Source organism: Nocardia sp. PLKS1-43, from assembly GCF_059510335.1.
In genome coordinates this window covers 99,068-112,969 of the sequence record NZ_JCAJZQ010000016.1, presented here as the reverse complement: position 1 = coordinate 112,969, position 13,902 = coordinate 99,068, and the positions used below count along the sequence as shown (strand labels likewise).

Here is a 13,902-nt window from a genome sequence, read left to right as displayed (position 1 = left end):
TGTCGTCGGCGTAAGGCGGCCGGACGCCGTGACGGCACCCGGACCGGGTCGTTGGTCCGGGGTCCGGGTCGCTTCGGGGAAGTCGACGCCATGGTGCCGTAGCGTCCGACGGGCTCTCGCCGGCGCGGGCCGAGGCAGTGCGGCGCGGCAGGCCGCCCGGGGCCGCCGGGGCGCGCGGGCGATCACCGGCCGAACGCCAGCCGGTTTCGCAGGGTTCAGATAGGTCGCAGGTCGATCTTCTTGCGCAGGCGGGCGCGATCGCGTTCGAGGCGGCGGGCCTCGTAGGCGATGGGGAAGTAGCGCAGCCGTTCGGGAAGCATCGGGACGGTGCGCCCGACCAGCCAGCCGAGGGCGCGCAGCGTCGCCTCGTCGGTGGACGACCAGCTCAGGCCCAGTTTCTCCCGGGCGGACGCGGGTGTGGTGCCCACGGTGAAGAAGTACTGCAGGCGGCTCACCGGCGTTGTGACGGCCCGCCACAGCGGGGCGAGCGGACCAGGAAGCGAGGACGGCGGGGCGATCCGCCGGCTCACCTTCAGGAAGTCGTAGGCGACCGGGGTCGCGAGCAGATGGTTCTCCAGCTTGTCGTGGAAGTAGTCCAGCCATTCGCGGTAGGTCGGCGGAATCTCCTTGGGCGCCACCGAGAAGTTGCGCATCAGCTGCACGACCTCCTGGTAGTACTCCTCCTTGTCGGCTTCGCTCAGCGGCGTGCGGGTGAAGGGTTTCGCGCCCTCGGTGTAGGCGTAGACCGCGGTGTGCAGCACCCACGCCCACGGTCCGGACGACAGCGCGGTATGCCGGACCCCCTGTGCGTCAACGGTATTGAGCGTGGTGTGCATCTTGCGAAGCCGATCGGCCTCGGCCAGCGCCTCGTCTCCCGCGTAGATCCACATCATCACCGAGGCGATACTGCGGAAGGCGCGGCCCATCGGATCGGTTCGGAAGGTCGAATGTTCGTCGACCACCGCCGCGATCGACGGTTCCATCGTCTGCAACAGGAAGGCCGATCCCGAGGTGAACGGAAAAGTGATCAACCCGACCTCGTCCCACATCCGGCTCTCGGATGTGAAAGGCCGACGGGCCGGAAGTTCGCGGTCGGCGGGCTCGATTCGGGTGGACGCGGTCACGGGATCTCCTTCGATCGCACAGGCGGCGCGGTGGACCATCTCGACATTGAGAAGGTTGTTATAAAAGTCTCTCATCATGTCGTCGCGCTGGCAAGGACGCGGTCGCATCCCGCGCGGAACCGCTCCGAACCGGTGATCGTCCGGGCCGAAGCGGGAATCGCGTGAAATACCGGCGCCGACACCGATGATCCGGTGGAAGAATGAAGTCTCACCAGGAATCGAGAAGGGAGAGTGATGGCGATGATCCACCTGCACCGCCCCGCCCATCGCCCCCTGCTGCCGAAGCTGCGCGCCCACCTGCATCACCCCCTCAGGCGCCGCAACCTCACCCGCGAGGAACGTCGCAACCTGGCCGCATCCAGCACCCACCCCGCGGTATACAGCGCCTCTCTCGGCTGCCATCCTCACCTGTGACGCGCACCGAGCCGCGGCCGATCGGCCGGTTCGCCGGCGGGTTCGCACTCGGCACCATCGCACTCGCGCTCGCGACGCGGGGTCCGACCCGACCGGCCGGACGCCGCGGGTCGTGCCGTCCTGAATCGCTGCCGCGGAAGGGATCGCCGCCGGTCCTTCGTTCGCCATCGGCGGACTTCCGGCCGGCACAGCGCTCGTGAACTGAGATTGCGTGGCGGGAAGGCCTGGGTGCCCCCAGGATGCGAGCGCGCAGGGCGTGTGGCTGGAAACATGCTGAATCCCAGTCGCATTCGGGTGCACAGGAGGGCTGGTCGCAGCGATCCGGCCCAATCCGCCCGGGGCTCACCCCAACTCACCGGTTTCTTTCATGGCAACACGGACTTCCCATCGGGGTTCAGGGGGGTGAGCAGGCGGTATGTTCGGTCGGTGGCATGGTTGAAGATCGGAGCCGCAGTGGTGGCGGCTGTGCTGTTGTCCTCGTTCGCTGCGGTGACCGTCGATGCCGCGCCCATCCGGACGGCCGAATCACGCGCTCCCGCAGGCCGTTTCCAGGAGTTGCTGGTGCCGTCCAGTATGGGGCCGATCCCGGTTCAGGTGCAGTGGGCCGCGCACGGCGGAAGTGCCGCGCTGTACCTGCTCGACGGGCTGCGCGCGCCTGCCGACCACAGCCAGTGGGTGAGTGATACCGACGCGCTGCGCCAATTCGTGGGTGACAACGTCACATTGGTGTTCCCGGTCGGCGGCCATTCGAGTTTCTACACGGACTGGTATCGGCCCAGCAGCACCAACCATCAGACGTTCACCTACAAGTGGGAGACCTTCCTGACCCGGGAGCTGCCCGCATACTTGGCCGGCTACGGCATATCGCGCACGAACGACGCTATCGTCGGCGCGTCCATGGGCGGCGATGCCGCCGTGATCCTGGCCGCGCACCATCGAAATCAGTTCAGGTTCGCCGGATCCTTCTCCGGATTTCTGAATCCCACGTATCCGCTCTGGAACGAGGGCATGCGCGCGGCGATGTGGAACGAGGGCAATTTCGATCTGGACGATATGTGGGGGCCGCCCGGGGATCCGGCGTGGGCCCGCAACGACGCCGTCGTCCAGGCCCAATCGCTGCGCGGCCTGCCGATGTACATCTATTCGGGCAACGGCGTGCCCGGCCCGCTCGACGCGTCCCGCGCGGTCGGTGACACGGTGAACGGAATGGGCCTCGAGTCCATGGCGCAGATCGCGGCCGGAATATTCGGTGACCGCCTGCACGCCCTGGGCATCCCCGCCCGAATCGACATCGACAACGGAACCCACACCTGGCCGTACTGGCAACGCGCCCTCGCGACGTCGCGGCCGATGATCCTGGCCGCGCTCGGCGTGCACTGACCTACCGCGCCTGCGCCCGGCGGCGAACCTGTGGCCCCACGCAAACGAGTCCACCCGAACCGCAATCGATGAAGCGATCGCGGAACGGATGGACTCGCTACGAACTACTCGCTACGAACTACTCCGTGCGAACTGCAGGTGGAAGACCACGAATCGGTCCTCCACCCGCGGCCCGGAGCCGCGGAACGACTTAGACGTCGTAGTACAGCTCGGACTGCTACCTGGGCGTTTGTAGACGTTGGTGGAGTTGGCCCGGCTCGATGACCTGCAGATTTTGTGTTGGCATTGTTGGGTAAGTGCCGGTTGCAGCTGGGGCTACTGCGTACTTTCTGCGTACCGAACCAGCATGTCAGCGGACATCGTGTGCCATGACGAAGTCATGAAGTGTTCGGACATGATCTTGCTGCGTTGCCTGATGAATCCCATCTTGGTGGGAGAAGGTCTCACAGCTTTTTCATACCGGACCACGAGGATCCTCTCATGAGTTTCTCGCCGAGTTTCGAGCCGTTCTCTCCTCGCAGCAAAGCGATTTCGGCCGGTTCCGGATAATGGGCCGATGGTCCGTCGAACCTGGCCAGCAGGGAGTCCAGGAGCTGTTGATCGGCCGGTGACGCATGTGCTTTGAACTTGATGATTCGCTGTGTGATGTTGTTGACCGAATAGGCAAGACGATCTGGGTCCCGGTTCCAGGTGTATCCCGCGCGCGCCCACACGAGTCCGCCGTCCTTGTCTGTAGCCTCAAGTTCGATCCGGTCGACCCCGCAACGCCGATAGTAATCTTCGGTCGCTGCGTTGAATGCGGTCGAAAAGCCTTTTCCGCGAGCTGCCTTCTTGAGTTTGATACTCCTGTGGTGTGCGACTAGCCGACCGTCGTTGTCGAGTTCGAAGACGCTATAAACCTTACCGACTTGTTTGCCCTCGCTGTCGACCACTGTGGCCATCATGTCGAACTTGCCGACAGCAGCGGATTTGGCGGCACCGCGTGGTATGAGGTACTTTCCGCTGACGTTCGACAGGCGGTACGGCCCGTAGCGCTGTTCCAGGCCCTTCAGCGCGTCGGTAAGGGTTTTATTGTCGGCCTCGCCCACCGACACACGCATCAGGTCTCGCAGCGACCTGACGCCGGACAGATCGGGCGTGTCAACAACGCGCAACGACCCGTCGCCCCCAATACCTCCGACCATCGGCAGGTTCCCTCGCCCCCTGATGCCCTGGATTCGTCGGTAGCCGTCCTCCTCTGCACCACTCAACACTCTGCGTGCCGCGCGGACCTCATCGGCCACCTGACCCAACGTGTGGTGCAGGTGGCCACTGGCCTCGCGGCTGAGTAGTTCGATAAAGTCATCCCGCATGCGCAGCAATTGCTGCCACAGTTCACCGGGCACACCACTCATCTCCGACCGCAGCCCCCGTGCGCATCGGAACTGGGCGCGGATCTCATGTGCAGATCACCGACCCGCTCGCCGCCGTGCCGCCGGATCGCTGCCAGCCTAATGCCGTACCCGTCGTCGCGGAGCCGTGCGTATCTGTAAGGCGGCCCAACGAGATATGACCCGACAGCTTCATCAGAACGGTCGTATCGAGATCGTGCCGATGGAACATCAGCACCTCCACGACGGGCCGAGAACTCGTACAGCATGTGCCACAACACCTGTTCACGCAACGGCGCACATCCGATCCCGGGATCTCGATGACCGGTGAGATAGCATCGTGCCCGCGCGTTCAGCTCTCGGCGGCCCTCATTGGATTCTATGTGCCTGGGCGTCGACAGGTCGGCGGTCTTTTGGCATAACCGAGCAAGTGCTGGGCGCGACGTGAGCCGTTCCCGGCTTACCTCCCGCAGTCGATCACGGCTCGTTTGGCACCCTGCCCCGTCAACCGGCTGTGGTGCCGTTTTCGAGCGTCAGTGTTCAACCCGTCGTACCGGCCGGAACCGCGCGATCCGGGGCCTCCTCGCCGTCTCCGGGAGACGGTGTGGAGACGGCTGCCGTCTCCTGTGTGTCTCCATGGGCGTCTCCTCCGGTGGGGTTGGAGACGGCTGGAGACGGCTGGGCGTCTCCAGGAGACGGCGAGGGGACGGCCGTATCCGATGGCGGGATTTCGGTGTTCGGCAGGATTCCACCCGGTCGCGGCGCGCGGGTGTCTCCTGGGGTGTCTCCATCTTCATGTGAGGCGTCTCCATTCCGGATTGGGGTGTCTCCTGCTGCGGCGCGACCGTCTCTGTACCGGTCTCCTCCTCCGACACCTCGGCCGTCTCCGTTCTTGGGGCGTCGGTGTTCAACCTCGTCGTGCCGGGCCGGAACCGCGCGGCCGGCCTCCCCGCACGCGAGGGGCTTTGGTTTCCATCCCGCCGCTGAGTCGACACATCGTGGAGCAGGCGGGCGGGAGGGGAGCAAGGGTGGCGAAGCCATCGGCGCAGCCGACGCCGCAGGCGCCCTTGATGCCCTCTCGACTGTCTGCTCGGCTCTGCCTCGGCTCAGCGGTGGGATGGAAACCACCTGGCGACCAACCACGAAACGCAACGAACCCACCCGACCTGGCCCGGCTTCCCCATCCTTCCCAAAGAATTCAGCTTCCAAGACCTTCGGCACTACCTGGCGTCGCTGCTCATTGCCAACGGCGCGAACATCAAGGTCGTTCAGGCACGAATGCGGCACGCGAAGGCGAAGACCACGCTCGATACCTACGGCCATCTGTGGCCGGATACGGATGAGTCCACCCGCCTGGTGATCGAGGCAGTGATCACCGAACGGGTGGACTCGACAGCGGAAGCGACTTCGTAGCGCTGCGTACCCACTGCGTACCGAACGCCTGAATCAGGCGTAAACCCGCAGGTCAGGATTACACGTCGTAGTACAGCTCGAACTCGTAGGGGTGCGGGCGCAGGTTGATCGGGGCGATCTCCTGGTTGCGCTTGATGTCGATCCAGGTCTCGACGAGGTCCTCGGTGAAGACGTTGCCCTCGGTGAGGTACTCGTGGTCCTGCTCGAGCTTGTCGATGACCGAGGCCAGGCTGGTGGGGGCCTGGGCGATGTTCTTGGCCTCCTCCGGCGGGAGCTCGTAGAGGTCCTTGTCGACCGGGGCGGCGGGCTCGAGCTTGCGCTTGATGCCGTCCAGGCCCGCCATCATCATGGCGGCGAAGGCCAGGTACGGGTTACCCGAGGAGTCCGGCGCGCGGAACTCGAGGCGCTTGGCCTTCGGGTTGTTGCCGGTGACCGGGATGCGCACGGCCGCGGAGCGGTTGCGCTGCGAGTACACCAGGTTGATCGGGGCCTCGAAGCCCGGGACCAGGCGGTGGTAGGAGTTCACCGTCGGGTTGGTGAACGCCAGCAGCGACGGCGCGTGGTACAGGATGCCGCCGATGTAGTGGCGGGCCAGGTCGGACAGACCGCCGTAGCCGGCCTCGTCGTGGAACAGCGGCTTGCCGTCCTTCCACAGCGACTGGTGCACGTGCATACCCGAGCCGTTGTCACCGAACAGCGGCTTGGGCATGAAGGTGACGGTCTTGCCCTCCTGCCACGCGGTGTTCTTGACGATGTACTTGAACAACTGCAGATCGTCGGCCGCGGCCAGCAGGGTGTTGAACTTGTAGTTGATCTCGGCCTGGCCGGCGGTGCCGACCTCGTGGTGGCCGCGTTCGAGCTCGAAACCGGCGTTCTGCAGGTTGGTCGAGATCTTGTCCCGCAGGTCGACGTAGTGGTCGTACGGCGCGACGGGGAAGTAACCGCCCTTGTTGCGGACCTTGTAGCCCCGGTTGGGGGTGCCGTCCGGGTTGAACTCCGCGCCGGTGTTCCAGGAGCCCGAGACCGAGTCGATCTCGTAGAAGGCGCCGTTCATGGCCGAGTCGTAGCGGATCGAGTCGAAGATGTAGAACTCCGCCTCGGGACCGAAGAACGCGGTGTCGGCGATGCCGGTCGAGCGCAGGTACTCCTCCGCCTTGCGGGCGATGTTGCGCGGGTCGCGGCTGTAGGCCTCACGGGTGAACGGGTCGTGCACGAAGAAGTTCATGTTCAGCGTCTTGGCGGCGCGGAACGGGTCGATCCGGGCGGTGCTGAAGTCGGGCAGGAGCAGCATGTCCGACTCGTCGATCGACTGGAAACCACGCACCGAGGAGCCGTCGAACGCCAGCCCCTCCTCGGCCAGATCGGCCGTGAACGCCTTCGCCGGGATCGAGAAGTGCTGTTGCACACCCGGGAGGTCGGTGAACCGAATATCGACGTATTCGAGCTCCTGCTCCTTGATGTAACTGATGACCTCGTCGGCCGTGCTGAACGCCACTTGTACTCCTTACGGATCGGTTCCCAGCCCGTACCGATTGCTGGGTATCGCTGCTTGACGGTATGGATGCGGTGTTTCCCGACAATCAAGGCTGTGTTTCGCCAGTGTTACACGTACTGCTCGGCGAGTTACGCGCCTCCCCGGCGTATCGGGATGGCACGAACAGCGCCCGGCCGCGCGCGACCAGCAGGGACATCCTGCCATCGCGGGGTCCGGCGGGGGTGTACCGGGCTGAGCAAAATGTGGCCGATATCTCCGCAGGTGAATATTGCGGCAACCAGGAGGATTCTCGGCAAACTCCGCGTGGTGGCGGCCGCGGCGGGAGCTTCGGGCCGCCGATGCGGCGGCAGGCGTCGTGGCTACGCTGGATACATGGCACGTATCACCGGTTCCTGGCTCTCGGGGCCCCACGCGGCGGACTCCGGGGGGCCGCTGCCGGACGAATATCCGGGCAAGCTGCTGGGACTGCCGAAATCCGGTGTGGGCTCACTGGCGCCGATGTCGCGACGCATCGTGGGCATGTTCGTCGACTGGATCATCGCGACCGGTATCGCGGCGCTGATCGTGCGGCCCGATCCCGCGCGCATCATCGCCCGCGCGCACGTCGCCGCCGGCCAGCAGCCGCCGACCAATTTCGAGGCCGTCACCAGCGCCCTTTCCACGCCGACGTTCCTGGTGTGGTTCGTCCTCGGTGTCGCGACGGTGACGCTGTTCGGCTTCACCCCGGGACAGTATTTCCTGCGGATGCGGGTGGTGCGGGTCGACGTCATCGAGGCGCTCGCGGAGCAGGGCGAGAAGGGCGCCGGCCGTCGCGGCGAGACCACGCCGCCCGGTTTCGGCGCCGCGGTCGGCTTCGTTCGCGCCCTGGTCCGTCAGGTGCTGCTCATCTTCGTGGTACCGGCGCTTTTCGCCGACTCGGACGGCCGGGGCATGCACGACCGTGCGACCGGGACGGGTCTGGCGCGCTCGCGCTGAGCGGCTGAACGTTCCCGATGGACGAAGGCCCGCGTTCCGATCGGAACGCGGGCCTTGCGCCTTCCTTCACTCCGAGTCCGGCCTGCTCAGCTGCGGCGGCGGACGGTGCGCTGCACGCCGCGCATCTTCGCGCCGCCGGGCAGCGGCCCCTTGGGCAGGGCCGGGCCGCCGCGGGTGGCCAGGGCCGACAGGCGCCCCTCGATCAGGTCCATTCGCTTGGGGTCGATGTTGCGGGGCAGTTTGGTGAGGTAGCGCTGCAGGCTCTTGAGCGGGACCTGGCCCTCCTCGTTACCGACGACGACGTCGTAGATGGGAGTGTCGCCGACCAGGCGGGCGGTCTTCTTCTTCTCCTGGGCAAGCAGCGATTTGATCCGGTGCGGGGAGCCCTCGGCGACCAGGATGACGCCGGGCAGGCCGATCACCCGGTGCACCGCGTCGAGCTGCGCGGTGGCGGCGACGGCCTGGGTGGGGCGCCACTTGCCCTGCAGGTTGTCCAGCACCCACCAGGCCGCACCGGGCTGGTCGTCCATCCGCGCGTACGCGTTCTTCTGGGCGCGGCGGCCGAAGATGATGAAGGCCACCAGACCGCCCAGCACCAGGCCGATCGGCAACAGGTACCACTGCATGTGCACGAGCAGGCCGATGACCAGCAGGATCACCGTGATGCCGACGAAGGCGCCGATCATCAGGGGCAGCAGCAGCTTGTCTTCCTTGCGCTGCATCTGGAACACCTGCCAGAGCTGCCTGCGCCGCTCCTTGGACGCCTGCCTGCGCGCCGCCTTCTCCGCGGCCTTCGCTTCCTTCGACGGCTTGGCGCCGCCCTTGCCTGCTGCCATGGTTCTCAGAATAGTGTGCGGTGATCGGCGACGGCGCACCGGTGAGCGAGGCGCGGGCGGGAACGAATCGGCGCGGCGCGAGCTCAGCCGGTGCTCATGGCGACATGTTCGCCCGCGTGCGGATCGACTCCGCAAGCTGATGGGGCATCGCCTCGTGCCGGACGTACGCGCGGGTGAACTGCGCCGCGCCGTGGGCGAGTGACCGCAGATCGATGGCGTACCGGTCGAGTTCGAGTTCGGGAACCTCGGCGCGGATGATCGTGCGCGCACCGGACGTCGGTTCGGTGCCCAGGACGCGGCCGCGGCGGCTGGACAGATCGCTCAGGACCGTGCCGACATACTCGTCCGGAACGGTGACGCTCACCTCGGCGATCGGTTCGAGCAGATCCAGCCGGGCGGCGGCCGCGGCCTCGCGCAGCGCCAGCGCGCCTGCGGTCTGGAAGGCCGCATCGGAGGAGTCGACCGAATGCGCCTTACCGTCGAACAACGTCACCCGCACATCCACCAGCGGGTAACCGGCCGCCACACCGCGGGCCGCCTGCGCCCGAACTCCCTTCTCCACCGAGGGAATGAACTGGCGCGGAACCACCCCGCCCACGACCTTGTCGACGAATTCGATTCCCGACCCCTCCGGCAGCGGGTCGACCTCGATCTCGCAGATCGCGTACTGGCCGTGTCCGCCGGACTGTTTGACGTGCCGTCCGCGCCCGGGTGCGCTGGAGGCGAACGTCTCCCGCAGCGCCACCTGGTGATCGATCTGATCCACCTGCACCCCGAATCGCGACCGCAGCCGCTCCAGCGCGACGTCGCGGTGTGCCTCGCCCAGACACCACAGCACCAGTTGATGGGTGTGGCCGTTCTGTTCCAGTTGGATCGCCGGATCCTCGGCCACGAGCCGGGCCAGCCCCTGCGAGAGTTTGTCGTCGTCGGCCTTGCTGTGGCCCCGGACCGCGACCGGAAGCAGCGGCTCGGGCATCGGCCACGGCTCGATCAGCAGCGGAGAATCCTTCTGCGACAACGTATCTCCGGTCTCGGCATGTCCGAGCTTGGTGACGCAGGCGATATCGCCCGCCACCGCCTCTGCGACCGGGCGCTGCTGCCTGCCGAACGGGGCCGAGATCGCGCCCACCCGTTCGTCCGCGTCGTGATCGGGTGCGGGCTCGCCGTGACCGCAGGGGGTGTGGCCCCAGACGTGCACTGTCTCGTCCGGGCGCAGCGTGCCCGCGAACACCCGCACCAGCGAGAGCCTGCCGACGTACGGATCAGAGGTCGTGCGGATCACCTCGGCGGCCAGTGGCGCGGTGGGATCGCAGGCCAGGGGTGTGGGCGCGGAACCGTTGCCCGGATATGCCGCCGCCACCGAATGCTCTGCGGGCGTGGGGAATCCGCGGGTGATCAGATCGAGCACCTCGACCATGCCCAGCCCCTCGCGCGCCCCCTCGGGCGGCGGCGCGGCGATCAGGATCGGATGGAAGCTGCCGCGCGCCACCGCTCGCTCCAGATCGGGCACGAGGGTGTCCGGATCGATCTCCTCACCCTCGAGGTAGCGGTTCATCAGGGTCTCGTCCTCGCTCTCGGCGATGATGCCCTCGATGAGTTGCCCGCGCGCCTGTTCGATCAGCGCCACCTGCTCCGGGGTGGCCTCGGTGCGGGTGTGCGCGCCCGCGGAATAGTCGAATACCCGCTGGGTGAGCAGATCGATCAGACCGGTCACCGGGCGGTGTCCGTCCGCGCCGGCCTTTCCGTACACCGGAAGATGTAGGGGCAGAACGCTTTCGGTCGCACCGCCGCCGAGCATCTCGCGGCAGGTGCGCGTCATGTCGTCGAAATCGGCGCGGGCGGCATCCAGATGGGTGATCACCAGGGCGCGCGGCATCCCGACGGCGGCGCACTCCTCCCACAGCGCCAAGGTCTGCCCGCCGACGCCCTCGGCTCCCGCGGCGGCCGAGACGACGAAAAGGGCCGCATCCGCCGCGCGCAGACCGGCCCTCAACTCGCCGACGAAATCGGCGTATCCCGGCGTGTCCACCAGATTCACCTTGAACCCGTCCCACGCGACCGGCACCACCGACAGCTGCACCGAGCGGTGCTGGCGTTGCTCGATGTCGTCGTAGTCCGAAACGCAGGTGCCGTCCTCCACCCGCCCCGCCCGGGTGAGCGCCCCGGTGGCGACCGCGAGCGCCTCCACCAGCGTCGTCTTCCCCGAACCCGGATGCCCGACCAGCACCACATTGCGAATATTCTCGGGCCGGTCAGCGGTGACCGCTTTGCCATCGGACCCGGCGGTTGTGCTCGCTCTCTCGACCATCTGTGCTCCCGGAGTCGACACGTGTGGTTAATCCGAGCTTCCCACCGGCGACCACAATGTGTCACCCATTCGACAGATCAATCCGGTAGCCGCACTATTTCCTCTGCGGAAATACGTTGCGGCCGGTATCGCTGATTTTCCGGATACGTCGACTTCGCGTTTGTCTCACCGCGCGGACAGTGTCGCCTTCCGAACCGTGCTGCCGGACCACCGGCGAGTCCACGGCGAAACCGGTGGTGGTCATGCCGATCGCAGCCGTCTCGTCACTGCTCGAGCCGCGGATATCGGCCACGAATGATCAGTGCCGTCGGCTGCTCCCCTACGCAGCTGGTGTATCGTGCAATTCCACTGCAGTCCAAGGGTTTTCGTCATACTGCGGGGCCGAGGTGTCGGCTCGCCACTGCGCGGAGCGGCTCATCGTGTCATCGACCCGAGCCCTGGTGTCGTGCTAGAGTCAGGCGACTGAGGATCAGTCTTCGTGGGGGGATTCGCCTGTGGCGCAGGAATATTCGTCCCGTCGAAGTTACTTGTCCATAACTGAGCGTGGGGGAACAAATGCATATACGGGGCGTTATCACAGGACTTGCCGGTGTGCTGGCCGCCGTCCTGGTTGCTGTTGTGGGTGGTGGCACCGCTGCCGCGGACCCGCTGGCCGACAAGTCCCGGGAGACCACTACGGACGACGGCTGGCACATTCGAGTAACAAAGACCGACGAAAACCTCGACAGATACCCGAATCTCGCCGCCACGTTGTTCACCCGTGAAGGATTCGTCACGCTCAAAGCGGCCGCTGATGTGAGCGGTAGCGGCTCTGCCCCGGTGAATTCCGGCAGCATCGCCCTCGGCTACCAGATCGGTTGTCAGGCGGACGTCACCAGCGGTGCGGCCATCGGACTGGCTATCGGGCCGACCGTCAGCATCGGCGTCTTCTCCAGCATCGGCGGTAGTGCGATGCTGTCGCCGACGGTGTATATCAAACCCGGCACGATCACCGACATCCCCTTCGGGACGAAAGCTTTGACAGGGCGCCACGGTTCGATCACCGCCGACCAGGTACACATCAAGATCGATGGCTGCCTGGGCCCCGTCAGTCTGCGGTCCTACGCACAGATCAAGATCACCACTCCCGCCGCGGACAACTCACTGGCCGTGTATGGCGATCCGATCTACCTGTGAGTTGACCGATGTATCCGACCAGGATGCGGCCGCGGTTTGTACGGCAACGCCTCGGAATCGGTTTCGTCGCCATGGTGATGGTTGTCGCTGCCGGTCTGGTGGCAGGGATCCGTGGAACTGCCGACGCCAGGCCGATCAACCCATACATTCCTTGTGATCAGTGGCAGCAGATGCACCCCGGCTGGCCGTGTTGGGGGAATTTTCCCGAAATCGAGGAACCCACCGTCCCGGGCCTTCCGGCTGGGCCTCCGTCATCGGCGCCGCCTGCTCCGCAGTCGGCGGTCCCCGCCACTCCGCCACCGACAACCCAGGTATCGCCGCCGGCTGCGGCGCTGACACCGCCGTCGGCGCCCCCGCCCCTGGATCCGTGTGAGGCGATCATCCCGGTGCCCGGTTATGTTCCGCCTGCCTTGCCCGGACATGCGGCCAATGCCCCCTGCTCGTCCAGCGGTTCGGCGCATCGCGGTGTACCGGTGCCGATCATCGTGCCCGCCCCGCATCTCGTCGACTCCGGCTATCCGTTGAACGAGATTCTCATGGCTCCGCACGATCAGTTCGGCGACGAGGTTCCGCTTCGGCGCGGATACTACGACCCGGCGACGAACAGCGGCTTCGGGTTCGACAAGATGTTTCATAAACACGGCATCACGAATCCGAACGTATTCGACGATATAATTCGACACACTCCTCCCACGTATCAGATCGATCCGGAGTCCGGACAGATGAGGCGCATATATCGCACCCAAATTCAGCGATGGCGCTGCGGGTCATTTCTGGGTATTCCCACTTCCTGCCGGAATACCGGCGAATCGGTCTGGATACGCGCCGTTGTCGATGTCGAGGACGAGAAGCCCGATGGTCGCCCCCAAGGGCTGATCACAATGTATTGTGAAAAAGGCGGCTCCGGAGTCACTCTGAATCAGTGGGGAACCGGCACCCTCTGCCCGAACTGGGTGAACACGAATGTACCGATCAACTGAGAATGCGAGATCCATGGATGCATCGAGCGGTTCCGACTTCGCGAAACAGGTCATTTCGGAATTGATTCGCCTTGCGAATGCGCCGGATCCGCTCCGCGAGGTGACGATAGAGCCGGTCGCGGCATGGACCACCGGGGCACGGATGTATTTCGTGTACCGGACAGACGAATCGCCGTTGACGTTCGGGATCGTGAAGGACACCAGCAGGCCGGACAAGCTCTCGCCGTGGCGTAGTGCCGCGGATGCGGCTGGTTGGTACCTCCTGTCCGACATATACGGGGTGCCGTACTCTCTGCACACCGGCGATCCCGACCGGATCATCTGGCTGCTGGGACAGCTCGACGATGAGCTTCCTCGCCGGGTTGCAGAGGCGGAGGCCCGAAATGAGCTGTGAAAATAGTGTGGAGACGGTCGGAATCCGTGGCCGGCAG

At 65.8% G+C, this 13,902-nt stretch carries 13 protein-coding genes; 6 read left to right on the top strand and 7 right to left on the bottom strand.

Annotated features, from left to right (window positions below; genetic code table 11):
• Positions 1 to 215 precede the first annotated feature (215 nt).
• On the bottom strand, positions 216 to 1,124 hold the full coding sequence (locus tag AC5WS7_RS36120) for an oxygenase MpaB family protein (RefSeq protein ID WP_495959129.1): 909 nt from the start codon (positions 1,122 to 1,124) through the stop codon (positions 216 to 218).
• Positions 1,125 to 1,964: 840 nt separating this feature from the next.
• On the opposite strand from AC5WS7_RS36120, the gene AC5WS7_RS36115 reads away from it, so the two are divergent.
• Positions 1,965 to 2,918 carry an alpha/beta hydrolase gene (locus AC5WS7_RS36115; protein ID WP_495959128.1) on the top strand — a complete coding sequence of 318 codons (954 nt, stop codon included), beginning with the start codon at positions 1,965 to 1,967 and terminating at the stop codon, positions 2,916 to 2,918.
• 443 nt (positions 2,919 to 3,361) lie between these two features.
• On the opposite strand, the gene AC5WS7_RS36110 is transcribed toward AC5WS7_RS36115, so the two are convergent.
• Together AC5WS7_RS36110 and AC5WS7_RS36105 are read right to left on the bottom strand one after the other, a co-directional pair.
• The gene (locus AC5WS7_RS36110; RefSeq protein WP_495959127.1) at positions 3,362 to 4,303 is read right to left on the bottom strand and encodes a hypothetical protein; all 942 of its coding nucleotides are present in this window, start codon (positions 4,301 to 4,303) and stop codon (positions 3,362 to 3,364) included.
• 52 nt (positions 4,304 to 4,355) lie between these two features.
• The gene (locus AC5WS7_RS36105) at positions 4,356 to 4,532 is read right to left on the bottom strand and encodes a hypothetical protein (RefSeq protein ID WP_495959126.1); all 177 of its coding nucleotides are present in this window, start codon (positions 4,530 to 4,532) and stop codon (positions 4,356 to 4,358) included.
• A gap of 842 nt (positions 4,533 to 5,374) precedes the next feature.
• Between AC5WS7_RS36105 and AC5WS7_RS36100 the strand changes: the two genes are divergently transcribed.
• Entirely contained in the window at positions 5,375 to 5,701 is a 327-nt protein-coding gene (locus tag AC5WS7_RS36100) for a tyrosine-type recombinase/integrase (protein ID WP_495959215.1), read from the top strand.
• A 58-nt stretch (positions 5,702 to 5,759) separates the two neighbouring features.
• Here AC5WS7_RS36100 and glnA read toward each other — a convergent pair whose 3' ends face one another.
• On the bottom strand, positions 5,760 to 7,196 hold the full coding sequence (gene glnA / locus AC5WS7_RS36095; RefSeq protein ID WP_495959125.1) for a type I glutamate--ammonia ligase: 1,437 nt from the start codon (positions 7,194 to 7,196) through the stop codon (positions 5,760 to 5,762).
• 372 nt (positions 7,197 to 7,568) lie between these two features.
• Here glnA and AC5WS7_RS36090 point away from each other — a divergent pair, with 372 nt between their 5' ends.
• Positions 7,569 to 8,171 carry an RDD family protein gene (locus tag AC5WS7_RS36090; protein WP_495959124.1) on the top strand — a complete coding sequence of 201 codons (603 nt, stop codon included), beginning with the start codon at positions 7,569 to 7,571 and terminating at the stop codon, positions 8,169 to 8,171.
• A gap of 86 nt (positions 8,172 to 8,257) precedes the next feature.
• Here AC5WS7_RS36090 and AC5WS7_RS36085 read toward each other — a convergent pair whose 3' ends face one another.
• The 3 genes from AC5WS7_RS36085 to AC5WS7_RS36075 all read right to left on the bottom strand — a co-directional run bounded on the left by AC5WS7_RS36085 (position 8,258) and on the right by AC5WS7_RS36075 (position 11,607).
• Positions 8,258 to 9,007: a DUF4191 domain-containing protein gene (locus tag AC5WS7_RS36085; protein ID WP_495959123.1), complete on the bottom strand. Its 750-nt coding sequence runs from the start codon at positions 9,005 to 9,007 to the stop codon at positions 8,258 to 8,260.
• A gap of 94 nt (positions 9,008 to 9,101) precedes the next feature.
• On the bottom strand, positions 9,102 to 11,315 hold the full coding sequence (locus AC5WS7_RS36080) for an elongation factor G-like protein EF-G2 (protein WP_495959122.1): 2,214 nt from the start codon (positions 11,313 to 11,315) through the stop codon (positions 9,102 to 9,104).
• Between the two features lie 94 nt (positions 11,316 to 11,409).
• On the bottom strand, positions 11,410 to 11,607 hold the full coding sequence (locus tag AC5WS7_RS36075; RefSeq protein ID WP_495959121.1) for a hypothetical protein: 198 nt from the start codon (positions 11,605 to 11,607) through the stop codon (positions 11,410 to 11,412).
• 299 nt (positions 11,608 to 11,906) lie between these two features.
• Between AC5WS7_RS36075 and AC5WS7_RS36070 the strand changes: the two genes are divergently transcribed.
• The 3 genes from AC5WS7_RS36070 to AC5WS7_RS36060 all read left to right on the top strand — a co-directional run bounded on the left by AC5WS7_RS36070 (position 11,907) and on the right by AC5WS7_RS36060 (position 13,865).
• Positions 11,907 to 12,491 carry an MspA family porin gene (locus AC5WS7_RS36070; RefSeq protein ID WP_495959120.1) on the top strand — a complete coding sequence of 195 codons (585 nt, stop codon included), beginning with the start codon at positions 11,907 to 11,909 and terminating at the stop codon, positions 12,489 to 12,491.
• 473 nt (positions 12,492 to 12,964) lie between these two features.
• On the top strand, positions 12,965 to 13,471 hold the full coding sequence (locus AC5WS7_RS36065; protein WP_495959119.1) for a hypothetical protein: 507 nt from the start codon (positions 12,965 to 12,967) through the stop codon (positions 13,469 to 13,471).
• A gap of 13 nt (positions 13,472 to 13,484) precedes the next feature.
• Positions 13,485 to 13,865, top strand: coding sequence for a hypothetical protein (locus tag AC5WS7_RS36060; RefSeq protein ID WP_495959118.1), 381 nt, complete (start codon positions 13,485 to 13,487; stop codon positions 13,863 to 13,865).
• Positions 13,866 to 13,902 lie beyond the last annotated feature (37 nt).